This is a genomic window from Terrisporobacter othiniensis (assembly GCF_000808015.1).
GTDB lineage: Bacteria > Bacillota > Clostridia > Peptostreptococcales > Peptostreptococcaceae > Terrisporobacter > Terrisporobacter muris.
Genome location: NZ_JWHR01000109.1, coordinates 19,350 through 45,338, shown reverse-complemented (window position 1 = coordinate 45,338; position 25,989 = coordinate 19,350). Strand labels below are relative to the sequence as shown.

Below are 25,989 nucleotides of genomic sequence, written 5' to 3'. Positions count from 1 at the left end.
GAAACTTAAATTTGTTATTTTAAATATTAAGCAATTACCATGCCAAAACTTAATTTTCCCACAAAAATATTTTTATACTTTAAAACATAAGGCATATAGAATTTTCTGAATTTTTATTTAAGGATAAACTCATTTTATTGCTTTAATATTAAACAAGCTTAATTTTTATCAAAAAAAGAAAAAGGGATAAATAAATAAATTTTCATCCCTTTTCAACCCCATTTATAGCCATTTTTCATCCCTTTTATATGATTTCTAGCCCCTTTTCCAATATTTTCGTTCCTTTTAATCCCTTATGAATTTCTATATATCCTTCTTTTTTTAATTTGGCCATTATTGTTCTTATTTTTCCTTCTGTCAAATGAACATCTTCTTCTTTTGCCAACAGTGATAATGTTCTCCTACCAATCCCTTCGTATTTATAAATCTTCTTTAATACCCAAATTTCTGATTCATTTAGTGATTTATGATGTTCTTTTTCAATCAATAAATTAGATGATTTACAATTTTCAATTATATATTTAGGTAAATATGTAATATCTATTTTTATTCCACTTTCTTTTATAGTTGATACATACTCTACAACATTGACAAGTTCTCTTATATTTCCCGGCCAATTATAGCTAATCAACATTTCAATAGCTTCTTTCGTAAAAAATTCTTCTATATTTTCAACTTTTGTAATTTTAAATAAATAGTATTGTAGTAATAGCTTAATATCTGTCTTTCTTTCTCTCAGTGGAATAGAATACATTGGCATAACATTTAATCTATAATATAAATCTTCTCTAAAATTCTTAAGCTTTACTTCTTGTAGCAGCTCTTTGTTTGTAGCTGCAATTACTCTAATATCAATAGGAATATTTTCTGTACTACCGACAGGTGTAATTTCCCTTTCTTGAAGTACTCTAAGTAATCTAGATTGTAAGTATAAAGATGCATCACCTATTTCATCTAAAAATATAGTACCTTTATGAGCTTTTTTAAATAACCCTTCTTTTCCACCTTTTCTCGCTCCTGTAAAAGCTCCATCTTCATACCCAAAAAGTTCACTTTCTATTAGGTTTTCTGGTATTGCAGCAAAATTTATGGCTACAAAAGGATAATCTTTTCTTTCAGACTCATTGTGTATAGCTTGAGCTAATACCTCTTTCCCTGTACCTGTTTCTCCTTGGATCAGTACAGTTGAGTTTGTTTTTGCTACTTTTTTAGCCAATTTAACATTTTTCACTATAGAACTGCAATTTCCTACCATGTCATCAAAAGTATACTTGGCTTGATTTTCTTTTATTTTTTCTCTTCTTCTTACTTCCTCATCAATTTTATGAATATGTTTCACTTCATTTAAAATAATCATATTACCTGTATAAATATTATTATCTTGTATCTTTTCTTTTGAAACTAAAATTTTCTTGTTATTTATATTGATAATATCATCCTTTAAATCAGGAAAAATTTCATAAATATCTTTTGATAATATGTTCTCTTTGTTTACGCATAGCAATCTTAACGATTCTTCATTTAGAACAATAACCTTGTTATTTATATTTGTATAAATAATTCCGTTCTTTTGATTATCTAACAAATTAGTAAGTAAGTCTTTTAATCTAGTTGATTCTTGAGACTTTTTGATATATTTTATAGATACATTTATCATATCTCTATAAAAATAAGAAGATACTATGCTTCCGTATTTATCCATACAATTTAATTTGATTAAGATCTCTATTAAAGTAGATACGTCTAAATGTCTTGATTTTATATCTATCACACTTGAGATTTCTTTTGGCACTAAGTGAGCTTCTCCAGGTGTTATTGCAATATCCGCTGTTTTATAAGACTCAATTCCTGGGTAATATTGATTGTATTTTATATGATTAAGCCCCTGGCTCCTTAACTGTGTAACTACTTCTTCACAAGAACTTCTTGCATCATTTACTAAAAGTACTTCTGTACCTCTAGGGATATTTAGTATCTCATCAATATATTCGTGTTTTATTACTCTTTTTGATACTATGTAGTTTATATTTTCGTCAATAATACAATTACAAATATCCTTAACTTCCTCGCTAGAGAAAATTAATAAATCACATTCCAAGTATTTTTCTTTATAATTAATCAAATTTAAGCACTCTATATAAAACTCTTTTGCAAATATTGTTTCTAATTGTTGTTTTATGCTTTGTCCAGTATCTTCACTCATTGATATTATGGAAATTTTTTTCATAATGTCCCCCAAATTTTGTTGTAAGTTATTATTTATCTAAGTATATCATTTTTAACTTTTATGACAAATATGAAATTTTAAATAAAAAAAAATCTCTCTAAAAGCATTGTTTAATTAAAAATTTTTACATTAATAACTGTATATCTATTTACTTTTTACTCAATCATAACTCATATATAATTTAAGTATCAAAAGGCTTCACATAACATTTCCTCTTAAATGTTATGTGAAGCCTTTTTTAACAATCTTATAAAGCTAATTCTTTTTCTACTTTAAATAATGAAGCTTTATCTATAATTATATCTTTAATTCTATCATTTGCTGGACCTAATAATCCTCTTAAAGATGTTAAAGGTGTTGCATCTGGGAATGTTTTGTTTACTTCTTCTATATAAGACTTGTTTAGCTCAGTTCCTACATTTATTTTTTTCATTCCATCTGATGCACAACGCTTCATATCTTCATCAGATACTCCTGTTCCACCATGTAGTACTAATCCAACTCCTTTTAGATTATCTCTTAATTCATGCATTAATTCAAAGTTTATTTTTGCTTTTGACTTATATTGTCCATGAGTAGTCCCTATTGCTACTGCTAAAGCATCTACTCCTGTACTTTCTACAAATTTACAAGCATCTTCTAGCTTTGTATAAGCTGCATCACTTTGTGCTACCACTACACCTTCTTCTGCTCCACCAATAGACCCTACTTCACCTTCTACTGATACATTTCTTGCATGAGCATATTCAACAACTTCTTTAGTATTTTTTATATTTTCATCAATTGGAAGTGATGATCCATCATACATTACTGATGTATATCCACAATCAATCGCTCTTTTTATAGCATCTATATCTTTACAGTGATCCATATGTAAGCACACATCTATGCTAGATCTTTCTGCTAAAGATTTAACTGCTGCTATTAAAGTTTCAAATCCTATATACTCAGCTGTACCTAGTGATGTTTGTATTATTATAGGAACATTTATTTCTTCAGCTGCTTTTACCATTGATGGAAGCATTTCAAAACAATGTAAGTTAAATGCTCCTATTGCTCCTTTACCTTCATTTTGTTTAAATAAATCTGTTAAATTTTTATACATAATTCTATCCCCCTTATACATTACCTCTGACAACATCTTTCGAGATTTTCATCATTTCATCTATTTTTACTAAATAATATTGTATTTGATCATCATCCTTGTTTACTGCCGCTTCTTTTCTTTTTGCATTATAAATGTTAAGAAGATTTGTATATGCCTTACCTATAGCTTTATGTAAACTTAAACTTTCTTCATAATATTTGGCAGCTTCATCATAGTCAGAAATTTTATAATAAATATCACCTATTTCATTAAGAATATTTACTCTTTCATTTCCTTCACTATTTTGTAATCCTACTTTTAATTTTTCTGCATTTTCTCTTAATTCATCTATATTTAATGCCTCTGCTTTAACATTCACCTCAGAAGCCTTTTTCTCTTTTTTTCTACTAAACCAACCCATTCATATCACCTACATAAATATTGAAAATAATGGTTTTAATAACCAACCATAGAATAATCCTGCTGCTATTGTATCAACATCTGTACACGTAGTATTTATAAACCCTATATCACCTAACATCGGTGCAAGTATTGCTGGTAATAGTGTTATAAATAAACCATGTGCTATACCTGATATAATACAACCTCTTCTACCACCTGCTGCATTACCAAATATACCTGCACAACCTCCTGCAAAGAAGTTAGTTAACATACCCGGTAATATCATTGGTAACCCAAACATTGGGAATAGGAACATACCTAATATAGAACCTATAGTAGTACTTATAAATCCTAATATAACTGCATTTGGAGCATATGGGAATAATACTGGACAGTCTAGAGCTGGTATTGCATCTGGAACTAACTTCATTGCTATACCTCTAAATGCTGGAACTATCTCAGCAAGTAATAAACGAACCCCTGACATTAATACATATATACCAACTACAAATTGCATTGCTTGTAAAAATGCATGTACTACATAGTTAGTTGATCCACTGAATTTCCCACAAAATTCTGGCCCTGCAAATAAAGCTGTTACTACATATAATGGAACCATTACTACCATTACAGAAAGGTAAGTATCCTGTAAAAATTCAAATGCTTTTGGTAATTTCATATCTTCTGTTGATTTTGAAGAATCACCAACTAATTTAGATACCCATGCTGTAAATACATAACCTATAGTACAGAAGTGGCCTAATGCTATATTATCATTTTCATCACCAGTTATTTTTCTAATCCAAGGTTGTGCTATTGCTGGCATCGCTACTGCAAATATACCCCCAACCAAACCACCTACTAATACTAAAGCTGGTCCTCTAAGTCCTACATAATAACCAAACACACCACATATAGTTGCCATCCATAATAAAGCTTGACCTGTTAAGAATATATATTTCCACTTAGTAAATCTAGCTATAAGTATATTGAATATAAATATTGCAGCTAATGTTAATGCTATCTCACTACCTAATCCTAAGTCACTCATTGCTTGACCATTGATTGCTTCTATGGAAGGTACTAGACCTTTCATTCCAAATCCTGCTGTGAATATTTCCCCAAAGTAAGTTAACGACTCAACGATTATTCCTGAACCTGCACTTAAGACCATGAATCCTAACATAGTCTTCATTGTTCCTGAAACAACTTGTCCAAAAGGTTTCTTTTGTAAAAGCAATCCTAACATTGCTATTAATCCAATTGTTACGGCTGCTTGCGTTAATATATTATTTATAATAAAATTTAGTGCTTGCATATCATTTTCCCCCTATGCTGTAATTTATACTTCCACATTAAATTTTCTTAAAACTGGTACTAACTTTTCTTTTATTTCTGTTTTATCTATTAATTTATTTAAAAATATTTTTTCTGCATCTATACTATATTGCTTGAATTGTGATTCAAAATTTTTACCAGATATTATAATATCCGCTCTCATCCCAGCTGCACTTGATATATCACAGTGATCTAATTTAGCTTCTACACCTAAATCTTGTAATACAGTTTCCACACTCATTTGACACGCAAAACTACTTCCTAAACCTGCTCCACAAACCATTAAAATATTTAACATATTAAAACTCCTCCTATTAATTAAAGTATTATATCTATGAAAAACTAGTTAATTATTTTGTTAATTCTAGTAATTCGCTTATATTTTGTAACTTTGCAATTTTTTCTATTTTTCCTTCTTCAACAAAGTTAACAATCATTCTTAATATTTCTAAGTGGCTATTTCCGTTTACTGCAGAAAAGCAAATCATAACATTTACTGGGCTTGTTTCTTCATCAAACTTTACTGGCTCTTCTAATGTTATTAATGAAAAACCGATATCGATTGCCCCATTTTCTGGTCTCGTATGAGGTATAGCTAATCCATCTGAAATTACAATATATGGTCCAAATTTTTTTATAGCTTTTATAATTTCATCCACATATCGTGGCTCTACTTGTCCATTGTCAACAAGTATTTGAGCTCCTTGCCTTACTGCATCTTCCCATCCATCTGCTTTAATATTTAACTTTACATTTTTTTCATTAAATTCTATTTGAAACATCTAAATTTCCCCTCTTATCATGAAATTCAAACAGTGTTTATTATTAAATTGCACTGTTAACAGCATTATTTTCTATCAAATCATTAATAAACTCACTGTAACTTATTCCTTTTATAAGCTTGTTAACTCCTGATTTTACAATAAGATAATTGTATAAATTCTTAAATATTTGTTCCCACTCATTAATAAATTCTTTTGAAATGTTGAGAAGTAAAACTATTTGAACTTTCTCTTTATCCCAAATTACAGGCTTATCCAATACTGCTACACTAACCGAAGCATTATTTCCATTTAATTCTAAAATATGGGGTAAAGCAACTAAATTTCCCAATTCTGTTGTAGACATTCTTTCCCTAGAATACACAGATTCTTTTGCATTCTCATCCATATACCCTAGATCTATCATCCTATTAGTTAAAATTTCTAATACTTCATCTTTACTACTAGCTTTTAACTTTCTAAAAAATAAATCTTCTTTTAAAATTTCCTTATAATCCATTGCTATTTTTTCTTCCCCTAGCATAATATCTTCTATCCTTTGTAAGTGTTTAAACCCAAGGTTTAAAGGTACCTCTATAATTTTACTAGATTGGAATTTCGTAATTGGTACTGTTGTTATTACCACATCAGAATTATCAAGCATTGTTTTATCAAAATCATGTAACGAACTTATATTTAAGATATTAACTCTATTATCAAAGAATCTTAGTATTTTCTCTTTTATTAACATTGCTGTTGCTATACCAAACCCACAAACAATGGTAACATTTTTAACAGATTTTTTACTATTAATGCCTATCCTTTCAAGCGCAGCCCCGAAGTGTATTGCTAAAAGACCAATTTCATTTTCATTAACTGAAACATTATACTCTTTTCTTATAACATTCGACGCTATTATTCCTAACTCAAAAGCAAATGGATATGAATTTTTTATAGAATCTAAGAAATCATTTCTAATATTCATATTAAACTTCATTCTATTAAGCGCTACATTTAAATGAACTGCCAGTCCATTAACTAATTGTAGATCTTCTAATAAATTTACTCCTATCTGAGATTTTATAGCTTCAAGTATTTTATCTATTACACCCTTATATTCAAAATAAATACTATCATCTTGATTTGAGAATTTTTTACTCGATACTAAGTGTTGAGTTAAGTAATATATCTCATCACTAAAATCTACCTTTACTGCTTCTCCAATTTTTTCAACTATATCTTTTGCAATCAAGTAGTCCTTTGTGTTCTTTAAAAACTCTATACTAGTACTATCAAATAACACTGCTTGATTATACTTATATCTTTTAATCATAATCAACACATGAACTAACAGGTTTTTAAATGAAATATCAGTAAGATGTACATTGTATTCAGATAAAACATTTAAAAGTACATTTTCTGTAGTTTCTAATAGCGTTCTCGAAAATATTTCATTGTAAAATTCAATATTTTCAAGGTTAACGATTTCCCTTTTATTGAAAATATAGTCTGCTATACAATATCTGATATTTGACTCTTTTCCCTTTATAAATATTCCCTTACTCTGATTTATAACTACTTTTAAGTCAAATCTGGCTAGATGTGTATTTATACTCGCCACATCCTTTTTTAATGTAGAAGAACTTATAAATAGTTCGTCACATAGATTATATGGATTAATCGATTTATTTTTATCTTTTAAACTATTCATTAGCAACTTAGAAATAATATAATTAATTCTATCTTCTGAATAAGTTGGTATTATATTAAGTTGTTCACTACTTCCTTGTTTAACCAGTTTTACATCTTTTAGAAAATAATTGAATTTATTCTCATCTTCAACTTCCAAACTATATCCCACTCCCGTGACAGATATAATATTTGCTCCATTGTCATTTAAGTATTTGTTCAATTCTTTAATATCAGATCTTACTGTTCTTGATGTCACACCAAGTTCTATAGAGATTCTCTCTCCACTTATATGCTTTTGACTATCCATCAAAATTTCTAGTATTTTAACAACTCTTTTATTACTAAATAATGTCAATTTCTTTCCCCCTAATCTTATTGTATTATTTCTATATGTTTATTAGGGCTATACATTTTCCTCAACTGTACGGAAATTTCCGCATCACCTATGACTTTTTTATTCTTTCTATTACTTTTTCAAGCGAAGGTATAGATACCTGACCTCCCATTGTCTCTACTGATATTGCCGATGCCATAGAACTTATTTTCAAACTTTCTTCTAATGTATAATCCTTTGCTAAGCAGTAAGCAAATGCACCATGGAAGATATCACCAGCTCCTGTTGTGTCAAGAGGTTTACACTCAAAAGCTTTCATATGATTTATTACTCCATCTTTTTCATATAATAAGCCTCTTTCACCCATTGTTACTACAATCTGCTTATCATTCAATTTTTTTAATTTTTTAAAAATTGTAGTTATAGAATCATTATCATCAAGGTCAATTTCCAAGTTAGTATATTGCTTTGCAAAATCTTCAGAGCAAATTAAATAATCAACTTTACTTATTAATTCTTTTAGTTCTGGTTTATATGTACCTGCATCAATTAAGCTTTTTGCTTTAGGGAATAAATTCAATATCTCTAAAGATGCCTTAAGTTCATGACCATCTACTAAAATAACATCTATATCTTTTGGATATTCAAAATTTATTTCTTCCTTATTTGCAGGACAGTTAAATATTGTTCTTTTTCCATTACTTAAATTTGAGATTACTGCACTTACAGAAGTATCTTGACCACAAATTTTTACAAATTCAGTATTTACACCTATATCTTTTAACCCAGACAGTATTTTTTTTCCATATAAATCATTACCTACCCTAGAAATAAGACACGTTTCATTTCCCCACTTTGCATTAAGATATGCAGCATTTGTTGCTGGACCTCCCATACATTCAAATTTTTCAGTGACTCTATATTTTCTATTTTCACTAACATCTTCATGAATTGGGTACGTCATATCATACACACTTTGCCCTATACAGCATACTTTTTTCATATAGCTTCCACCTTTCCTATGAGTTTACCAATCTGTTCATTAATATTATCATAATCAATCTTAGAATAATCAGTTACGTCTACTTCAATTAAATCTCCCAATTGAAACTCACCATATCCTCTAGTTTTACATCTATTAATAAACTCATCATGGGAAACTAGTAAATCTGCTTTCCTTCTATCTTTTAAAATTTGTCCCTTATGATAAGAACTCATTATATGAGATAAATGACGACTTTCATCTAAATCTCTATCTAATTGCCTTTTATATAAAACTTCTAAATCAGCTATGAGCCTTATAGTTATTACTTTATATTTATATTTGATTGATAAATCTTCTATTATACTCTTTTGCTTTTCACTAAATGGATAATCCGAAATAATATTATTTTGTTTATCCATATTTTCTTCCATTATTCTATAAAACTCATCCCTACATTTTTCTATAATTTTATTTCTTTCTTCTAAATTCTTGTAACCATACTTATCAAAATTTTCTTCTTTTATTTTGTCTTGTGACACAATGTAGAAATAAGGAAATTTTGATAATATTTTATTACACATATAAGTTTTGCCTGTCCCTGGATAACCAGCTAATAAAATAATTGTTTTCATCTGTTTCCACCTCTCATAATGTATATTTAAATGGTAACACCAATTTCCTTATTATCTAGACATACTTTTTCCGCATTTATCATTTTTCATTTCCGTAATTAATTATAATGTAAAATAATTTTTATATAATTATTATAATTATAATCATTATAATCACCAATTTTTCACATAATTAATTTTGAATACCCATTTATTTTTCCAAATAAAAAAGGGTTACCCATACTCCAGGTAACTCCTCCATAAACTATACTCTAACTATATAATTTTCTTTCCTTTCCTTAGCTTCAGGATACTCACAATCTCTATATCCCAAGATACAATGACCTATTCCCACATAGTCACCTTCAACTCCCCACTTCTTAAGCAATTCCTGACCTCTTTCACTTGCAAATACTTCCTTTGCTCTATGAACCCAACACGAATCAACTCCTACTGAATGAGCTGCATTCATAAGATTCCCCATAACAAGAGATCCATCTTCCACATATGTAGGTCTGCATCCTCTATCAGCAAGTACAACTACAACAGTTGGCGCTCCATAGAAAGGGTCTGAATCTGTTCCCATAACATCAGCATTCATCTTAGATAATTCTTTTATTGTTTCTTCATCTTGCACAACTACCATAATCGGAGATTGCATTCCCATTCCTGTTGGTGCATAAGATCCAGCTTCTAATATTAGGTTCAGCTGCTCATCACTTATTTGTTCTTTTTTATACTTTCTTATACTTCTTCTTTCTTTTAATGTTTTCAATGTTTCATTCATAATTTTTTCCCCTTTCATAATAAACTTCATTTTATAAATAATATTAGCTCATTAAATATATTTTTTCATCAAAACTTTACCAAGCGGCCACATAACCATCACATCTTTTTTCTGTAGCGCAAACATAGGATCCAGATTCGGCATTTTTTAATATAATTTGACCTTTACCCATATTTGTAAAATCATCCATAACTGTAATCTCGTGACCCTTTTCTCTAAGGCCTTCTACAATTTCTTCATTTATATCACTTTCTACTTGAATTTCCTTACCTTTAATCCACTGCCAACGAGGTGCATCCAAAGCTTCTTGAGGATTCATATTAAAATCAATCAAGTTAGTAAGTACTTGTAGTTGACCCTGTGGTTGCATAAAAGCTCCCATAACTCCAAAAGCTCCCACTGCTTCATTATTTTTACACAAAAATCCTGGAATAATGGTATGATACGGCTTCTTAAAAGGCTTCACTACATTTACATGATTTTTATCTAAGCTAAAGTTATTTCCCCTATTATGAAGAGCTATACCTGTACCTGGAACCACTAGCCCTGAACCAAATTCCGTATAATTACTTTGTATGTATGAAACCATATTTCCTTCTTTGTCACCACTACATAAATACACTGTTCCCGGTGAATATGGATCTCCACAAACAGGTTCAATTGCTTTTGAACTTATCAGTTTTCTTCTTTCCTTTGCATATTCTTCATTTAATAATGCTTCTACCTTAACTTTCATTTCCTTTATATCTGTTACATAGGACTTACTGTCAGCAAAGGCAAGTTTTAAACTTTCTATGATTTTGTGATAATTGTCCAAGTTTTCTCTGTTATTATCCAAGTCAAAACCTTTTAATATATTAAGAGTCATAAGCACTGTTATTCCATGACCATTTGGTGGTATTTCAAAAACATTATATCCTTTATATTCTGTACTAATTGGTTCCACCCACTGAGGATAAAACTTCTCTAAATCGCTTTTTCTAATAAAACCATTATATTTTCTAGAGAACTCATCTATTTTGTCAGCCAAGCTTCCTCTATAGAAACTTTCACTATTGGTTCTTCCTATTTCTTCAAGAGTTGCTGCCATTTCTTCACACTTAAAAATCTCTCCAGCCCTTGGCGCTCTTCCTTTTTTTCCAAAGGTGTCAAACCAGTACTTATACTCTTCTCCCACTAAGTTCTCTTCGTACTCATCATAAGCTGTCTGCCATAATTTAGATACGGTTTTTCCCACAGCATATCCATCTCTTGCATAATTTATGGCAGGTTTTAAACATTCCAGCAAGCTTAACTTGCCATATTTTCTATTAAGCTCTGCCCATGCAGCAGGTATTCCTGGAACTGTTACAGCTCCAAATCCATACTTAGGCATGGCAGTCATCCCTTCATATTCTTTCAGTTTCATTCTCTGTGGCGCAAATCCACTGGAGTTTAACCCATAAAGCTTCTTCTCCTTCTCAATCCACACCAATGCATAAGCATCTCCACCTATTCCACATCCTGTTGGCTCAACTACTGTAAGGCAAGCTGCTGTTGCTATGGCTGCATCTACTGAATTTCCACCTTTTTTCAAAATATCTAAACCTGCCCCAGCTGCAATTGGTGTTGATGTTGCCACTGCTCCATTTTTTCCATAAACAACATTTCTTATGGAATTGTATTTATTCTTACTTGAAGTAAAGTTCATATCCTTCCTCCCCCAGATATAATATTTTCACTTTAACTATAAAATCTCTATTATTAACTAAAAAATCTTTCTTATCTTAATTCCATTAACTGAAGTATTTATTCTCCTAATTACATATATAGTATATTTTATATCATCTGACAATCAAACTATCCGAATCTATACTTAAATTCATAGTTGACAATCTTTTGTAATCAACTATAATGAAGTTGAAAGTAAATAATTGCTAGGGGTGCCTTAATTGGCTGAGAGGTTTTACCGACCCTTGTACCTGATCTGGATAATACCAGCGTAGGAAAGCTTCATCCACTTTATTTCCCATAAAAATTCTAGGGTTTTAAATTCGATTATGCATGCTATACCTACGGGTATAGCATTTTTTATTTACATTTATAAAATAAAAAATATCAATGAGTATATAATACGTAAAAAGTATATTTTGAGCAAGGTCGTTGCCTGAAATTTCATAGCGCCCACACAGTGGCTTAAAGTGGTAACGAAGGCATCTCGTTTGAGTAACGGATTTATCCGAAGTGGTAACGATGATATATCGTTGACGATATGCTTCTCAATTTTGGCGATATGAAGTGTTTCGCCGACACGTCGCTCAGGCGAAGCGAATTTTATATTTAGGGTATTTAAATAAAAAGGAGAGATAATAATGGTTATAGCAGACGTGGCAGTAATGCCTCTTAGACCTTATACAGGTGAAGATGAAATGTACAAAGTAGTAGATGCTTGCATCGAAAAAGTAAAAGAAAGTGGACTTAAGTACGAAATTGGTGCTATGAGTACTACATTTGAAGGGGAATTTGAAGAAGTATTTGATTTAATAAAAGTAATGCACAAAATACCTTTTCAACTAGGATGTGAAAGAGTAATAACAGTTGCTAGGGTTGACGAAAAAGCTGGAGGCTTAACAATTGAAGACAAACTTAGAAATCACAGATAAAATTAAAAATTATATTTATCCACTTGTAACATTTATAAGTATTATTTTAATATGGCAGTTTATTGTTGTAAGCAACCATATCCCCAAATATATAATGCCTGCACCAAGTGAGATAATAAAGGTTTTTAGCTCAGACTTTGCCAATTTACAAATGCACTCTTTAATCACTTTAAAAGAGTCTGTTTTAGGATTTGTATTTTCCATATTGTTAGCATTATTAATAGGAACTATTATGGACTTTGTTCCATTTATAAAAAAATGTTTCTATCCCATAATGTTAGTATCTCAAATGATACCAACAATAACCATAGCTCCACTACTTATAATATGGTTTGGATTTGATTCACTACCAAAAATAATCATGGTAATGACTACTTGTTTCTTCCCCATATTAATAAATTTTGTGGATGGCATGGAAAACATAGATAAAGACTATATAAATTTATTCAAAACTATGGAGTCTAGTAAATTAAGCACTTTTATCCATCTAAAACTTCCCATGTCTTTGGAAAGTTTATTTACAGGATTAAAAATTTCTGCCACTTACGCATTTGTTGCAGCAACTGTTGCTGAATGGTTAGGTGGAAGCGTTGGACTTGGTGTTTATATGGTAAGAGCGAAAAGTTCTTATGCCCTAGATAAGGTATTTGCATCAACAATATTAGTAATAATATTTAGTTTAATATTTGTAATGATTATAAATATTTTAAAGAAAATAATATTAAAACATAAGTACAAAGGAGAGTAAGATGAAATTAAAAAAAAGCATATCATTAATGACATCAGCACTACTTACTATAGGTTTAGTGACTGGTTGCTCAAACAAAGGTACTGAAAAACAAGAAGGAAGTTCAGATTTAGAAAAAGTTACTGTCGTTCTAGATTGGACTCCAAATACTAACCATACAGGATTATACGTTGCCCTTGATAAAGGATACTATAAAGAACAAGGTTTAGATGTTGAAATAATTCAACCAGCTGATGGTAGTGCTACTACTATAGTTGCTACTGGTAAGGCTGATTTCGGTGTAAGTTATCAAGAAGATGTTACTTACGCGAAAACTAGTGAAGATCCACTTCCAATAAAAGCTATAGCAACAATTATCCAACATAATACTTCTGGGTTTGCTTCTCCAGCAAGTAAAAATATAAAAACTGTAAAAGATTTTGAAAACAAAACTTATGGTGGATGGGGATCAGAGTCAGAAAAAGCCACTTTAAATGCAATTATGACTAACAACAATGCTGATTTTAGCAAAATTAAAATAGTAGATATAGGAGAAGATGACTTCTTCACAGCTACTAAAGGTGACATAGATATAGCCAATATTTTCGAAGGTTGGACAGGTGTGGAAGCAAAACTTCGTGGCGAAGATATTAACTTTATAGCTACTAAAGATTTAGACAAGAGATTAGACTACTACACTCCTCTTTTAGTAACTAACGATAAAATAATAAATGATAATCCAGAGCTTGCTAAAAAGTTTTTAGCTGCAACAAGCAAAGGATATGAAGATTGTGTTAAAAATCCTGAAGAAAGTGCAAAAATATTATTAAAGCACGCTCCTGAAATAAACGAAGACTTGGCTATTGAAAGTCAAAAATATTTAGCAAGCAAATATATAGATGATGCTTCTAAATGGGGCGAAATGAAGGATAGTGTTTGGGATAACTACACTGATTTCATGAAAGAATATAAATTAATAAACAAGGATATGAAAGCAAGTGATGCATATACAAATGAATTCTTACCAAACTAATAATAAGAAGATTGTTATTAGTAATTTATCAAAAAAATACAAAGACAAACTTATTTTAAAAGATATTGATTTGCATGTTTATGAGGATGAAATAGTTTCCATCATAGGTCCTAGTGGTTGTGGTAAAAGTACTATTTTCAACATACTTTCCAACTTAACTACATGTGACTCTGGTGAGGTAGATATTAACGGTCGTTTCAGTTATATGTACCAAAAAGACCTTCTTCTTCCTTACAAAAATATAATAGACAATGTTTCTTTACCTTTAGTTTTAAAAGGTGAAAAAAAGAAAAAAAGTCGCGAAATAGTTAAGCCTTACTTTTCTACTTTTGGTCTGGAAGGCTACGAAAATAAATATCCAAATGAGCTTTCTGGTGGTATGAGACAAAGAGTTAACTTTATGAGAACTTTTGTTAATTCCAGCGATATTATGCTCCTTGATGAACCTTTTGGCGCACTGGATTCTATCACGAGATCTTCCATGCAAAACTGGCTACTAGATATAAAAAAAGAAATTAAATCTACCATATTGCTTATTACTCATGATATTGATGAAGCAATACTTTTATCAGATAGAATTTATATTTTATCAAATAAACCTGCTGTAATTACTAAGGAAATATTTGTAGACAATAGAGTCTATAATAAAGATAACTTGGAAAATGTGGCAAAACTTAAGAAAGAAATCTTAGGTTATTTATAAATGTATATAGATTTTCACAGTCATATAGATTTCTACAAAGACCATGAATTACAAAAGGTTTATGATGATATAAATGAAAATAATATAAAAGTAATATCCTGTGCTATGGATGAAGAAAGTTATAAGAAGAATTTTGAGTTTTCCAAGTCATGTTCTAATATTATACCTACTTTTGGTATACATCCTTGGAAAATTACTGATAAAGTTCCCAACTTGGATATTTATGATGATTATATAAAAAGTAGCAAAATCATAGGCGAAGTTGGTCTAGATTTTCACTGGGTAGAAGATAAATCAACCTTTGAACCTCAGATTGAAGTTTTTAAACACTTTGTAAAAAAAGCTAAAACTTATGATAAATTTTTAAATATCCATACTAAAGGCGCAGAAAAATTAGTTTATGATATTTTAAATAAAGAAAATATGCTAGAAAAATCTATAATCCACTGGTATAGCGGTGATTTTCATACTTTAAATAAATTTATAGATAGTAATTCTTATTTTACTTTAAGTGTGGATATAAATACTTCACAAAAAAGCAAAGAAATTGCCAAACTAGTTCCTCTAGATCATATTCTAGCAGAAACAGACGGTCCTACTGCTTTAGAATGGGTTAACGGTGCTTATGGCATGCCTAGTGAGATTATTAATGTGTATAACAGCATGTGTAGTGCAAAAGATATTCAACTTGATGAATTAAAATATAATATAACTAAAACTTATAACAGTATACTCAGCAAATAATACGAATTAAAATAGCAACTATCTTAGATATTAAATATCTGAAATAGTTGCTATTTTTAACTTCTATTTTTCAAATTATTATACTAATATATAAAAAAGAGCAAGGAATTTACCTTACTCTTCATTTTCTATTTTAATATTTGTAATGTTATTGTTCTAACTCCCCAGTTTCTGCAAGCAGATTCTGAGTTCATATATATATCTACTTTATTTCCTTTTATTCCACCACCACAATCTTCTGCAGTGAAAACTTTATCTAATTCTTTTATATAAACTTTAGTTCCATAAGGAATTACCTTTGGATCTACTGCTAATGTTCCATATTTAGCTTTCGTTCCTGTTGCTGTGTATCCACCACCTGTGTATGCGTAAGCTTTAACAGTTAATTTTTTCTTTACGTTCATTGATGATCCTGATGAACTTGATGAACTTGTTTTCTTTATATAGTCTTCATGAGACCATCCAATTTCATCACCATCAAATTGTACTTTGCGCCAATCGCCTGAAGAAGATAATACTTTTACCTTTTCTCCCTTACTAAGTTTATCTATGACTTTGTATTTTTTTGATGCTCCTGTTCTAACGTTTACACTAGATTTTACCGTAGCATTTGTAGTTGTTAAATATTTTTTACTAGACCATCCAGTCTTACTACTAGATAATTGTACTTTGTACCATCCATTTCTTGAAGATAATACTTTTACTACTTTACCTTTTTTAAGTTTATCTATTGATTTATATTTAGTTGATGCTCCTGTTCTAACATTTACACTTCCTGTTGCCATTACATAAGTAGTTGCTGCATCCACATTTATAGGCTTAGCCATACCAAACATTATTGCTAATGATGATACAAATGCCGTCGCTTTTAAACTTTTTTTAAACATACATCTTCCCCCTATATTAATTTTTTAGGACTATATTTCAAATTAAAAATTCTTTTTGTCTTTGTTTTCATTTGTAACTTTATATATGTATTATATTACATTTTTGTAACTTTTTAAAGTGTTTTACAGTAAAAAAATTACAAATCAGTTACATTTTAAATATTTTTCACTTATTTACCATAATGTAATCCAAGCATTTCCAACACTTTCATTCTCTAATCAGTTTTTCTAAAAAAAATTAATTTTTAATTATTTTGTAACCTTTTCCTAATTGTAATTTTTGATTATCTTGCATTTTTCCACAAAAAAACTAGCCCCATAAGAGACCAGTTCTCATTCATTTTTATTATATATATTTAAAATTTATTTACCAATAGTTACTAATCAATCTTTCAAAATCTTCATATCTATTTTCATTGAGCAGTAAACTTGCTAAGTTGCCTCTAATATTAAGATTGTCAAAAGCATCCATATCTAAAATATCAAAATATTCTTTAACAGCTTCATCAATTAGTCTAAAGTAAACATACATCTCTGCCAGCTCTTTTCTCATCATTATATAGGGTCTGGCATTTTGACTTAGCCATGTCTCACCGTCCATTCCTTCCAGCGCATTTTTAGGAATCATCTTTTTTGCTTCTGAAACGGATTTGTGCATAAAGTTAAGAGCTTCGTCTTTATTTTGAGCAGATTTTGCTTTATCCCTATATATTTCATAGGAATCTTTTGGTGGAAATTCTTCAGCTAATCTCCCCCAAAATTGTGTAAAGTTTTCTAATATGTCATCTACATTTCTATCATCTGTCAAATTACTCACTCCTTTATCCATTATATTTTTATATATTGTTCATATTACAAATAATTTTACTTTAATGTAATTTTTATCTTTATTTTCTAATTTAATGCACAAAAACAAAATTTTCCCTTATATTAAGTTTCTACATTGGTAAATTACCTCATCACTGTCTACAAATCATATAAAATATAAATTTATTACAATTAAAAATAGCTAGAGTTAAAATATTTTATAATTTTCACTCTAGCCATATTATCTATTTATTTAATTATTTTTCCTTACAAATTCATCAATTGCATCAGCTACTTTTTTACCATGAGCTACTGCTTCTACAACAGTCCTTGCACCTGTAACTACGTCACCAGAAGCAAATACTCCTTCTTTAGTTGTGTGCCCAATATCATCTATTACAAGCAGTCCATGTCTGTTCGTTTCCAAATTTTCTGTATTTGATACAATATTATTTTTAGGACTTTGACTAACAGCTATTATCACAGAATCAGCTTCCATTAACTTTTCTGATCCTTCTACATTAATCATCTTCTCTTTTCCATCTTCCTCAATCATTTTTGTATCAATAAATACAACACCTTCATCCACTATTTCTACAGGAGACTTAAATAATTCAAACCTTACGCCTTCTTCTTTTGCATCTTCTATCTCTGCATTTGTAGCTGTCATATGTTCAAAATCTTTTCTATATACAACAGTTACTTCTTTTGCTCCATAATACTTTGCAGTTCTTGCTGCATCCATCGCCACATTTCCAGCTCCTATAATTACTACTTTTTCTCCCAATCTAAATGATTTAGGTGACTTTAAGTAATTTATGGCATAATTAACATGTCCTAAGCTTTCTCCCTTTATCCTAAGTGGTTTTGGATTCCACACTCCTGTTCCTATAAATATAGCCTTATATCCATCTTCCATCAATTTATCAAGTGTTAAAACTGGACCAACTAAAGCATTATATCTGATTTTTATATCTAAGTCTAAAAGCCTTTCTTCTATATTATCTAGAACTTCCCTTGATAATCTAAAATCAGGTATACCATATCTAAGTACCCCACCTATTTCTGAATTTTTCTCAAATATTGTGATTTTGTATCCTCTTTTGGCTAAAATAAATGCTAGTGTAATTCCTGCAGGTCCTGAACCAACTATCGCTATTCTATCTTCTAGTTTTTTCTCTTGTTTAAACTTTGCATTTTTTAAATATTCACTAGATATATGAGTTTCTAGTTCATGAAACTTTATCGGCTTATCTTTTATTCCTTTAATACAATGTCCTAAGCACTGATTTTCGTGAGGACATATTACTCCACATACTGCTGATAATGGATTATTATTAAATAAAATCTCTCCAGCTTCTTCTATCTTACCAGCCTTATAAAGTTCAATTATCTTTGGGATTGGTGTCTCTATTGGACAGTTTGCCTTACATCTTGGCTTTTTACAAAGAAGGCATCTGTTGACTTCCTCTTGTAGCTTATTTATGTCTATATTTCTCATAACTACCCTCCTGATGAATTTTAATATGTAAATTTCTACTTATTTTATTTTACTTATATTTTTTTTATTTTGCAAAAAAAAATAACTAATAAACATCTTCTTATCTGCATAAATATTAAAATACCCATAATATTTTACTAAAACACTCATGTACAATAAAAAGCTACTCAGAGAAAATCTCTGGGTAGCTTTTTTAATTACAAAACTTTAAATTTATAAACATATTTATTTTAATCAAATTAATTGTCTAGATCAAATTTTATAATAACTGATCTAGTCCTTGTTTTAAGTCTCCTATAATATCTTCCACATCTTCCAATCCAACAGAGATTCTAACTAGCCCATCACTTATTCCTGCTGCTTCTCTTTCTTCCTTAGAATATGGTGAGTGTGTCATGGAGGCTGCATGCTCTACTAGAGTTTCTGCATCTCCCAAACTTACTGCTAATATGCATAGATGAAGACTATTCATTAATTTCTTACCTGCTTCTACTCCACCTTTTACTTCAAATGCCATTATTCCACCGAACTGACTCATTTGTTTTGCTGCCAATTCATGTCCTTCAAAACTTTCCAATCCTGGATAATAAACTTTTTCTACTGCAGGGTGTGATTCTAAGAACTTTGCAACTGCCATAGCATTAGCACAGTGTTTATCCATTCTTATTTGAAGTGTTTTCATACCTCTTATCATTAAAAATGCATCATTAGGGCTTAATACACTTCCTGTCATATCTTTTATACCAAACATCTTAACTTGAGTAATATAATCTTCTCTTCCCACAACTATGCCTGCTATAACATCACCATGCCCATTTATATATTTTGTTGCAGAATGAACTACTATATCTGCTCCTAGTTCAAGTGGTCTTTGCAAATAAGGTGAACAGAAAGTGTTATCAACCATAACTTGACATCCTTCTACCTCATGAGCAATCTTACTTACTGCTTCTATATCTGTAATCAACATAGTTGGATTTGCTGGAGTTTCTAGATAAACTACTTTTGTATTTTCTCTCATTGCCTTTCTAACATTTTCTGGATCAGTAACGTCTACAAAATCAACTTCTACTCCATATCTTGTTAGTCCATGATTAAGTAATGCAAAAGTACATCCATATAAAGTTTTTGATGCTACAACATGATCTCCCGCCTTTAAAAGTGTCCAAAGAGCCGAAGATATAGCCCCCATACCTGAGGACATGGCTGCAGCTGCTTCCCCACCTTCTAGTATTGCAATTTTATCTTCTAATACTTTTGTTGTTGGGTTTCCTAGTCTCGAATAGATATACCCTCCTTCTTCTCCTGCAAATCTTCTTCCACCTTGTTCAGCTGAGTCAAAATAGAATGTTGATGTTTGATAGATTGGAGTTGCTAATGTTCCCGGTGTGTTTTCTGTAGTTCCTGCATGAATTGCCTTAGTTGCAAATCCCATTTTCTTTAACGAATCATTGTTCATAAACAAGTACCCCCTAATTTTTTAATAAAAATTTTATGTTAAAATTAATTATTATGTACTTACTTTAATTATATTTCTTTAAACATTTTCATACAACTGAATCTTAATAATTTTGCTATTTTATTAACATGTATTAATGCTTTTTTCATACAATCATAAAAAATTAGCGCTAGCTTATATAAATATAAGTTAACGCTAATCCTTACTTATTTATCTCTTAACTTTAATTGTGAATTGAATTAAATTAGCATTCATCACCAAGTAAGCCACCACAGCTAACTGTTATTAATAGTAATATTAAGAATGGTATCCAAGCACAGATATCTATGTCTACCCAACTTTCACCAAATGCTAAGAATAAGAAGAATAGTACTATTATCCACCATCCTCCAAACATTCCTTCATCACATCCACAGCCACCAAATAGTCTATCTAACATTATTTTGTCCCCCTACTTATTATGATTTATTACTTGATTAGTCTAGAAGCAGTCTCCACAGCTGCAAAGTATTAATAGTATAATTAAGAATGGTATCCAAGCCATTATGTCTATGTCTACCCAGCTTTCACCAAATGCTAAGAATAAGAAGAATAATACTATTATCCACCAAGCTCCTGCTCCAAAGAATCCTTCATCCCCAAATAATCTGTCTAACATTGTTGTATACCTCCTGTTGATATATATATTTTTTTAATTTTAATTTCTTGAGCTCTCGCTCTTAACATATAATATGCAAATCTTATTATTTGTGATAATAATTTTTGCGTTAGTATTAAATAAAAATTTTCATCATTTTGTTAACATTTTTAATTTATAGGTGAGCTACTGCCAAAGATCACATAATCTCCATGCAGTAGCCACCTTAAACCAGGTATTACTTTTGCTCCTTATTTAGCAATTATAATTGTAGTCCATATTATTTTCCATACAGTCACAATCATTATCAGAAGCACTACAAGAGCAAACAATTAGTAGTAAAATTAAGAAAGGAATCCAGTCTGTAATGCAAATATCAGCCCAGCATTCTTGAAAAGCTAAAAATAAAAAGAACAGGACTATTATCCACCAGCCTGTGCCTCCCAAACCATCAAATATTCTAGTCAAACTACTATTCATGTAATTACCTCCCTTTAGCATAAAAGAGATTACCTAGTTTATGTAAATACTGTCGATGATAACTGGCAAAACTCTTCTATTATATAATATGATTAAAAAATAAAAGTGTTCCCTATAATCTCAATAAAGTTAAAATTACCTTTAAATTTCCATATGAAATAGTTTATATATATGGTAAAATACTTAAAATATAATAATTAATGGAGGGATTAATATACTTACACTAGATAAATTTATGAGAATATTTTTCAAAAAATATTTAATTAAATATAATGATATTACAGATGAAGTTACAATTGATGCAAGGACCGAGGATCAATATAATTCTGATAAAATATTACAACACAATATACCTATTATTAATAAGGTTCAATATGATTTTCTCCATAAACATTTAATTATTGCAGAGCTAGTTATAATATATGGTTTGTTAAAAAATATAAAAAATATAAAATCAGATTTACTAAAAATCTCTAATAATAAAAAATTCAAAATTATCATTGCTTGTTCTAAAGGAAGACTTAGAAGCCCTACTTTATGGGCATACGCAAAGTTACTTGGTATAGATGCAAAAGTTCTAGATGGTGGAATTGTATCTATTAAATCAAATGAATTAAATGAAGTTTTATGTAAAAATTTAAAGCTATGAATTGGAAGTATAAATCTCCTTTTCATAGCTTTTTGTCTTATTTAATAATATTTTTGTTTTTCTTAGTATTAATTCATTGTCTAAAATTAGTGTTAGCAGCAGCAGTCATCTTCTTGCATGAAGAATAGTAACATAACGATTAATATTATCCATATTATTGCTGAATCTTCACAGAATAAAAATTCTAGTAAATCGTCTCCCACCATAAATATAAAGAATATAACTATTAATGGTAATAGCCATCCTCCAAAACACCCAAAATCAAAACCGCCAAATAATCTTGAAAGATTTGCATTTTCTGACATAATAACTTCTCCTTTTTTAATATTTAATAAGCTTCTTGCTTATTTACTATAAAATATGATTTTATTGGCTATTTTGTTACAATTTCTCCCTTAAATATTAACTTTTCAGAATTAATGTTTTTTATTTTTATAATACTGCTGAAATAAATAAAAGAATTGAACTAAATAGTTCGATTCTTTTATTTATTTACTTCCTAAAAGCTTATATACGAATCCAGGTTCTTTAACTTCTTCTTCATTTAAACAATTTCTAGTATCAAGTATTATATCTTCTTTCATTTCTTCCATCTTTGTAGTAATTAAACATAAATTCATCAGTTATAACAGCAATATTTTTTTATGTTTCTCATAATATCTACTACCATTACTTTCTGGTATATATTTACTTAATTCTAGCAAATCTTCTCTTATATCCTTATTGTAGTTATCATTTAAATATTTTATATATGATTCATCATTATTTCTCATAAAAACATCTCATTTCTACATATATACTATTCTTTATGTAGTAGTTGAGTTCTAAATTTATAAAAAAACAGCAGCCAGTCTTCATCTAATGGTGATTCCTGCGCTGCTGTTTTTATTTATTCATTATTTAATACTGGTGATAGTGACGTATCATTGAAGAAAGTATTAGCATTATATAAGTATAATACCTCATCAACACTTTCTTGTTCCATCAACTTATCTATATCTTCATAGTAGTATCTTGGATCAACCACTATTATATTACTAAAATCTTTTACTAAGAATGGTATAAAACTATTAGCATAAGAGTCTTTAAAAATTAATAGAGTCTTATCATTTCTAGCATCTGTTTTTATTTTTACTAAAGGATGGTTTCCTTTAAGGAAAACTTCGTAGTTATCCTTTTTTTCCAGTGCCTCACTATTATAAAGTGTAGCTGTTTTTTCTTGCTCTTCTACGTAGTTTACTACCACATGTTCTGAATCTTCTTTTTCAGGTAAATAAACATTTACTTTATCTCCTTCTTTCACATCATATCCACTTTTTGATGATAGCGCTCCAAAGAAGTCGTTTGAAACTAGCTGTTGCTTATAATAATTCTCTGGTGTTTCATCAAGTCCCATAGATTTAGCTAATTCTTTGTATGAATAGAAAGCTCCAAGTGACGTCCAGTGATGATCTGTCTTATAGTAAATATATTCATTTCTATGGTCATACATCGTTTTATAACTATCTACAAATGTTACACTAGATGGTAATTTATCTTTGTAAGATTGTAAATACGATTCTTGATCTATAACGGGTGCATCCATAGGTAATTTATCTTTCAATATACTTACTGCAGTTGGAGATATTAACATGTACTGTTTTACATCTTTATATCTAACAGAAAAATTATTTATAGCCTTCAAATTTTCATTTACAGCTTCCTCATTAGGCTTGCTAAAGTTTTCTATCAGATATCCATCTTCTCCTAGGAAAACTCCATTAGACTCTTTTTTACCTAATAGCCTGTCCACATTCATCTTTACATTTGTAAAGAAATCTCTTCCTATAAACTGATCAACCACATAGTCTTCAAACTTAGAAGTAAATCTTCCTTCTATTAATCTATCTACTGTAAATCTTGGCTTACCTGCCAACATTCTATTTTCACTTTCTGAAAAAGTCTTATCCTTTGTTATTATATTAGCTCCAACAACTAATACTAAAAAAAGTATAAATAATACTGCTGAAGTTTTATAATATTGTCTTTGTTTATTTATAATATTTTTTCTTTTCATATTTAATTACGTCCTTTCCTAGAATCTAAAATATAGGAACGGATTATAAGTTTCATTCACTAAATAAGCCGTAGCTAAAAATAGAATTAACATATACGCTATTAAAGACGCATTAACATATCTTGATTTTGATTTTACAACTATTTTGTCTAAAGCATTTTTCACAATAGGTGTTGAGCATATTGCTAAAATTACAAACATAATTGCATTTGTATATAGATAATAAATTCCTGCACTATCCATAATCACATTATGTCCAAATCCAAACATTATCTTTATATAATCCAATGCATAAGATAGTGTTGGACTAGCAAAGAATACCCATCCTATTATAACTAATAACATGGTATAAATATGTTTTATAAACCTTGGTGTTTTTTCTAAAATTCTAGCAAATACCATTTTTTCTAGTAAAAGAATTACACCATAATATAAACCCCATACTATAAAGTTCCAACTTGCTCCATGCCAAAGTCCTGTTAAAAACCATACGGCAAATATATTTCTTATTTGCTTTCCAAGACTAACTCTATTTCCTCCTAAAGGTATATAAATATAATCTCTAAACCAAGAGCCTAAAGATATATGCCATCTTCTCCAAAACTCTGTTACGCTTGTTGAAATATATGGGAAGTTGAAGTTTTCTATAAAGTCAAATCCAAACATCTTACCTAAACCTATTGCCATATCTGAATATCCACTAAAGTCAAAATATATTTGGAAAGTATAAGCTATTATTCCTATCCAAGCTGTTAATACAGACATACTTCCAAGGTCCGTAGCGCTTATTGTTGTCCATATTAGACCTATGTTGTTAGCTAACAATACTTTCTTTCCTAAACCTTGAATAAAACGCTCTACTCCTTGTCCAAACTTTTCAAGGGACTCTTCTCTATAATTTAATTGTTCTTCTATTGTTTCATACTGCACTATAGGCCCAGCAACTAACTGAGGGAACATTGTCACATAAGCTCCAAAAGAAACAAGGCTTCTTTGTACCTTAACCTTTCCTAGGTACACATCTACAATATAAGATAATACTTGGAATGTATAGAATGAGATCCCCACTGGCAAACTCAATTCATTAAAAGGAATATTAATTGAAAAAATACTATTAATATTACCTATGATAAATCCAACATATTTAAAGAATACTAAAATTCCCACATTAACTAAAAGAGTAAATATGAAAAATCTCTTTGATTTTTTCCTATCCCTTTTATATTTATCTATTTTCAACGCCATAATATAATCAAATATAATTGTTCCTATCATAAGGAAGATATATACAGGTTCTCCCCATGCATAAAATACTAAACTTGTTAGCAATAATATGGCATTTTTAAATTTCTTTGGTGAAATATAATAAATTAAAAGTGATATTGGTAGAAATGTAAATAAAAAAACTATACTACTGAATACCATTTAATCGCCTCCTCT

Annotated in this window: 29 protein-coding genes and 1 riboswitch; of the genes, 6 read left to right on the top strand and 23 right to left on the bottom strand. The window is 29.7% G+C overall.

The window, feature by feature from the left end:
• Positions 1-244: 244 nt before the first annotated feature.
• From QX51_RS11990 to ggt, 11 genes are all read right to left on the bottom strand, one after another.
• Positions 245-2,227 (bottom strand): sigma-54 interaction domain-containing protein, encoded by a 1,983-nt coding sequence (locus QX51_RS11990; protein ID WP_039680149.1) that lies wholly within the window; start codon positions 2,225-2,227, stop codon positions 245-247.
• A 247-nt stretch (positions 2,228-2,474) separates the two neighbouring features.
• A complete protein-coding gene (locus tag QX51_RS11985; protein WP_039680148.1) occupies positions 2,475-3,332 on the bottom strand; it encodes a class II fructose-bisphosphate aldolase in 858 nt (285 codons plus the stop codon).
• A 13-nt stretch (positions 3,333-3,345) separates the two neighbouring features.
• Positions 3,346-3,735, bottom strand: coding sequence for a tetratricopeptide repeat protein (locus QX51_RS11980; protein ID WP_039680147.1), 390 nt, complete (start codon positions 3,733-3,735; stop codon positions 3,346-3,348).
• A 9-nt stretch (positions 3,736-3,744) separates the two neighbouring features.
• A complete protein-coding gene (locus QX51_RS11975) occupies positions 3,745-5,034 on the bottom strand; it encodes a PTS sugar transporter subunit IIC (RefSeq protein ID WP_039680146.1) in 1,290 nt (429 codons plus the stop codon).
• A 24-nt stretch (positions 5,035-5,058) separates the two neighbouring features.
• Positions 5,059-5,352, bottom strand: coding sequence for a PTS sugar transporter subunit IIB (locus QX51_RS11970; RefSeq protein ID WP_039680145.1), 294 nt, complete (start codon positions 5,350-5,352; stop codon positions 5,059-5,061).
• Between the two features lie 52 nt (positions 5,353-5,404).
• Positions 5,405-5,836, bottom strand: a complete 432-nt coding sequence (locus tag QX51_RS11965; RefSeq protein ID WP_039680144.1) for a PTS sugar transporter subunit IIA — start codon at positions 5,834-5,836, stop codon at positions 5,405-5,407.
• Positions 5,837-5,879: 43 nt separating this feature from the next.
• A complete protein-coding gene (locus QX51_RS11960) occupies positions 5,880-7,862 on the bottom strand; it encodes a BglG family transcription antiterminator (RefSeq protein WP_039680143.1) in 1,983 nt (660 codons plus the stop codon).
• 88 nt (positions 7,863-7,950) lie between these two features.
• Complete coding sequence (locus tag QX51_RS11955; RefSeq protein ID WP_039680142.1) at positions 7,951-8,844, bottom strand: carbohydrate kinase family protein; 894 nt, start codon at positions 8,842-8,844, stop codon at positions 7,951-7,953.
• The gene (locus QX51_RS11950; RefSeq protein ID WP_039680141.1) at positions 8,841-9,458 is read right to left on the bottom strand and encodes an AAA family ATPase; all 618 of its coding nucleotides are present in this window, start codon (positions 9,456-9,458) and stop codon (positions 8,841-8,843) included. Before QX51_RS11950 ends, QX51_RS11955 begins: the two co-directional genes overlap by 4 nt.
• Positions 9,459-9,702: 244 nt before the next feature.
• Positions 9,703-10,224 carry a nitroreductase gene (locus QX51_RS11945; protein ID WP_039680140.1) on the bottom strand — a complete coding sequence of 174 codons (522 nt, stop codon included), beginning with the start codon at positions 10,222-10,224 and terminating at the stop codon, positions 9,703-9,705.
• A 76-nt stretch (positions 10,225-10,300) separates the two neighbouring features.
• Positions 10,301-11,914: a gamma-glutamyltransferase gene (ggt, locus tag QX51_RS11940; RefSeq protein WP_039680139.1), complete on the bottom strand. Its 1,614-nt coding sequence runs from the start codon at positions 11,912-11,914 to the stop codon at positions 10,301-10,303.
• A 218-nt stretch (positions 11,915-12,132) separates the two neighbouring features.
• A riboswitch (TPP riboswitch) is annotated at positions 12,133-12,229 on the top strand.
• 346 nt (positions 12,230-12,575) lie between these two features.
• On the opposite strand from ggt, the gene QX51_RS11935 reads away from it, so the two are divergent.
• From QX51_RS11935 to QX51_RS11915, 5 genes are read left to right on the top strand one after another with little or no spacing between them, the layout of a single operon-like run.
• The gene (locus QX51_RS11935) at positions 12,576-12,866 is read left to right on the top strand and encodes an MTH1187 family thiamine-binding protein (protein ID WP_039680138.1); all 291 of its coding nucleotides are present in this window, start codon (positions 12,576-12,578) and stop codon (positions 12,864-12,866) included.
• On the top strand, positions 12,838-13,614 hold the full coding sequence (locus tag QX51_RS11930) for an ABC transporter permease (protein WP_039680137.1): 777 nt from the start codon (positions 12,838-12,840) through the stop codon (positions 13,612-13,614). Before QX51_RS11935 ends, QX51_RS11930 begins: the two co-directional genes overlap by 29 nt.
• A gap of 1 nt (position 13,615) precedes the next feature.
• Positions 13,616-14,626 (top strand): ABC transporter substrate-binding protein, encoded by a 1,011-nt coding sequence (locus QX51_RS11925; RefSeq protein ID WP_039680136.1) that lies wholly within the window; start codon positions 13,616-13,618, stop codon positions 14,624-14,626.
• Positions 14,607-15,329, top strand: a complete 723-nt coding sequence (locus QX51_RS11920) for an ABC transporter ATP-binding protein (protein ID WP_039680248.1) — start codon at positions 14,607-14,609, stop codon at positions 15,327-15,329. The genes QX51_RS11925 and QX51_RS11920 overlap by 20 nt, the downstream gene beginning before the upstream one ends.
• Entirely contained in the window at positions 15,330-16,073 is a 744-nt protein-coding gene (locus tag QX51_RS11915) for a TatD family hydrolase (protein WP_039680135.1), read from the top strand. It begins immediately after the preceding gene.
• A 128-nt stretch (positions 16,074-16,201) separates the two neighbouring features.
• Here QX51_RS11915 and QX51_RS20020 read toward each other — a convergent pair whose 3' ends face one another.
• From QX51_RS20020 to QX51_RS11885, 7 genes are all read right to left on the bottom strand, one after another.
• Positions 16,202-16,960, bottom strand: a complete 759-nt coding sequence (locus QX51_RS20020) for an SH3 domain-containing protein (protein ID WP_082007835.1) — start codon at positions 16,958-16,960, stop codon at positions 16,202-16,204.
• A 367-nt stretch (positions 16,961-17,327) separates the two neighbouring features.
• Positions 17,328-17,768 (bottom strand): hypothetical protein, encoded by a 441-nt coding sequence (locus QX51_RS11905; protein WP_039680134.1) that lies wholly within the window; start codon positions 17,766-17,768, stop codon positions 17,328-17,330.
• A 252-nt stretch (positions 17,769-18,020) separates the two neighbouring features.
• The gene (locus QX51_RS11900; protein WP_039680133.1) at positions 18,021-19,268 is read right to left on the bottom strand and encodes an NAD(P)-dependent oxidoreductase; all 1,248 of its coding nucleotides are present in this window, start codon (positions 19,266-19,268) and stop codon (positions 18,021-18,023) included.
• 259 nt (positions 19,269-19,527) lie between these two features.
• Entirely contained in the window at positions 19,528-20,727 is a 1,200-nt protein-coding gene (megL, locus tag QX51_RS11895) for a methionine gamma-lyase (RefSeq protein ID WP_039680132.1), read from the bottom strand.
• Between the two features lie 244 nt (positions 20,728-20,971).
• The gene (locus QX51_RS11890) at positions 20,972-21,166 is read right to left on the bottom strand and encodes a hypothetical protein (RefSeq protein ID WP_039680131.1); all 195 of its coding nucleotides are present in this window, start codon (positions 21,164-21,166) and stop codon (positions 20,972-20,974) included.
• 42 nt (positions 21,167-21,208) lie between these two features.
• The gene (locus tag QX51_RS20925) at positions 21,209-21,385 is read right to left on the bottom strand and encodes a hypothetical protein (RefSeq protein ID WP_018591670.1); all 177 of its coding nucleotides are present in this window, start codon (positions 21,383-21,385) and stop codon (positions 21,209-21,211) included.
• A 234-nt stretch (positions 21,386-21,619) separates the two neighbouring features.
• Positions 21,620-21,844 carry a hypothetical protein gene (locus tag QX51_RS11885; RefSeq protein WP_039680130.1) on the bottom strand — a complete coding sequence of 75 codons (225 nt, stop codon included), beginning with the start codon at positions 21,842-21,844 and terminating at the stop codon, positions 21,620-21,622.
• A gap of 235 nt (positions 21,845-22,079) precedes the next feature.
• On the opposite strand from QX51_RS11885, the gene QX51_RS11880 reads away from it, so the two are divergent.
• A complete protein-coding gene (locus tag QX51_RS11880; protein WP_052233030.1) occupies positions 22,080-22,493 on the top strand; it encodes a rhodanese-like domain-containing protein in 414 nt (137 codons plus the stop codon).
• A 92-nt stretch (positions 22,494-22,585) separates the two neighbouring features.
• Here QX51_RS11880 and QX51_RS11875 read toward each other — a convergent pair whose 3' ends face one another.
• The 5 genes from QX51_RS11875 to QX51_RS11865 all read right to left on the bottom strand — a co-directional run bounded on the left by QX51_RS11875 (position 22,586) and on the right by QX51_RS11865 (position 25,974).
• The gene (locus tag QX51_RS11875; protein ID WP_039680129.1) at positions 22,586-22,798 is read right to left on the bottom strand and encodes a hypothetical protein; all 213 of its coding nucleotides are present in this window, start codon (positions 22,796-22,798) and stop codon (positions 22,586-22,588) included.
• 183 nt (positions 22,799-22,981) lie between these two features.
• Complete coding sequence (locus QX51_RS21460) at positions 22,982-23,113, bottom strand: hypothetical protein (RefSeq protein WP_278246226.1); 132 nt, start codon at positions 23,111-23,113, stop codon at positions 22,982-22,984.
• Positions 23,114-23,116: 3 nt separating this feature from the next.
• Positions 23,117-23,266: a hypothetical protein gene (locus tag QX51_RS20695; RefSeq protein ID WP_161791924.1), complete on the bottom strand. Its 150-nt coding sequence runs from the start codon at positions 23,264-23,266 to the stop codon at positions 23,117-23,119.
• Positions 23,267-23,382: 116 nt separating this feature from the next.
• The gene (locus QX51_RS11870) at positions 23,383-24,549 is read right to left on the bottom strand and encodes a DHHW family protein (RefSeq protein WP_052233029.1); all 1,167 of its coding nucleotides are present in this window, start codon (positions 24,547-24,549) and stop codon (positions 23,383-23,385) included.
• Between the two features lie 18 nt (positions 24,550-24,567).
• Positions 24,568-25,974, bottom strand: coding sequence for an MBOAT family O-acyltransferase (locus QX51_RS11865; protein ID WP_039680128.1), 1,407 nt, complete (start codon positions 25,972-25,974; stop codon positions 24,568-24,570).
• Between the last annotated feature and the right edge of the window lie 15 nt (positions 25,975-25,989).

Coding starts and splice junctions, on each gene's coding strand:
- QX51_RS11990 (WP_039680149.1), bottom strand. CDS start 2,227: ATGAAAAAAATTTCCATAATATCAATGAGTGAAGATACTGGACAAAGC.
- QX51_RS11985 (WP_039680148.1), bottom strand. CDS start 3,332: ATGTATAAAAATTTAACAGATTTATTTAAACAAAATGAAGGTAAAGGA.
- QX51_RS11980 (WP_039680147.1), bottom strand. CDS start 3,735: ATGGGTTGGTTTAGTAGAAAAAAAGAGAAAAAGGCTTCTGAGGTGAAT.
- QX51_RS11975 (WP_039680146.1), bottom strand. CDS start 5,034: ATGCAAGCACTAAATTTTATTATAAATAATATATTAACGCAAGCAGCC.
- QX51_RS11970 (WP_039680145.1), bottom strand. CDS start 5,352: ATGTTAAATATTTTAATGGTTTGTGGAGCAGGTTTAGGAAGTAGTTTT.
- QX51_RS11965 (WP_039680144.1), bottom strand. CDS start 5,836: ATGTTTCAAATAGAATTTAATGAAAAAAATGTAAAGTTAAATATTAAA.
- QX51_RS11955 (WP_039680142.1), bottom strand. CDS start 8,844: ATGAAAAAAGTATGCTGTATAGGGCAAAGTGTGTATGATATGACGTAC.
- QX51_RS11950 (WP_039680141.1), bottom strand. CDS start 9,458: ATGAAAACAATTATTTTATTAGCTGGTTATCCAGGGACAGGCAAAACT.
- QX51_RS11945 (WP_039680140.1), bottom strand. CDS start 10,224: ATGAATGAAACATTGAAAACATTAAAAGAAAGAAGAAGTATAAGAAAG.
- ggt (WP_039680139.1), bottom strand. CDS start 11,914: ATGAACTTTACTTCAAGTAAGAATAAATACAATTCCATAAGAAATGTT.
- QX51_RS11935 (WP_039680138.1), top strand. CDS start 12,576: ATGGTTATAGCAGACGTGGCAGTAATGCCTCTTAGACCTTATACAGGT.
- QX51_RS11925 (WP_039680136.1), top strand. CDS start 13,616: ATGAAATTAAAAAAAAGCATATCATTAATGACATCAGCACTACTTACT.
- QX51_RS11920 (WP_039680248.1), top strand. CDS start 14,607: ATGAATTCTTACCAAACTAATAATAAGAAGATTGTTATTAGTAATTTA.
- QX51_RS11915 (WP_039680135.1), top strand. CDS start 15,330: ATGTATATAGATTTTCACAGTCATATAGATTTCTACAAAGACCATGAA.
- QX51_RS20020 (WP_082007835.1), bottom strand. CDS start 16,960: ATGTTTAAAAAAAGTTTAAAAGCGACGGCATTTGTATCATCATTAGCA.
- QX51_RS11900 (WP_039680133.1), bottom strand. CDS start 19,268: ATGAGAAATATAGACATAAATAAGCTACAAGAGGAAGTCAACAGATGC.
- megL (WP_039680132.1), bottom strand. CDS start 20,727: ATGAACAATGATTCGTTAAAGAAAATGGGATTTGCAACTAAGGCAATT.
- QX51_RS11890 (WP_039680131.1), bottom strand. CDS start 21,166: ATGTTAGATAGACTATTTGGTGGCTGTGGATGTGATGAAGGAATGTTT.
- QX51_RS20925 (WP_018591670.1), bottom strand. CDS start 21,385: ATGTTAGACAGATTATTTGGGGATGAAGGATTCTTTGGAGCAGGAGCT.
- QX51_RS11885 (WP_039680130.1), bottom strand. CDS start 21,844: ATGAATAGTAGTTTGACTAGAATATTTGATGGTTTGGGAGGCACAGGC.
- QX51_RS11880 (WP_052233030.1), top strand. CDS start 22,080: ATGAGAATATTTTTCAAAAAATATTTAATTAAATATAATGATATTACA.
- QX51_RS11875 (WP_039680129.1), bottom strand. CDS start 22,798: ATGTCAGAAAATGCAAATCTTTCAAGATTATTTGGCGGTTTTGATTTT.
- QX51_RS21460 (WP_278246226.1), bottom strand. CDS start 23,113: ATGAATTTATGTTTAATTACTACAAAGATGGAAGAAATGAAAGAAGAT.
- QX51_RS20695 (WP_161791924.1), bottom strand. CDS start 23,266: ATGAGAAATAATGATGAATCATATATAAAATATTTAAATGATAACTAC.
- QX51_RS11870 (WP_052233029.1), bottom strand. CDS start 24,549: ATGAAAAGAAAAAATATTATAAATAAACAAAGACAATATTATAAAACT.
- QX51_RS11865 (WP_039680128.1), bottom strand. CDS start 25,974: ATGGTATTCAGTAGTATAGTTTTTTTATTTACATTTCTACCAATATCA.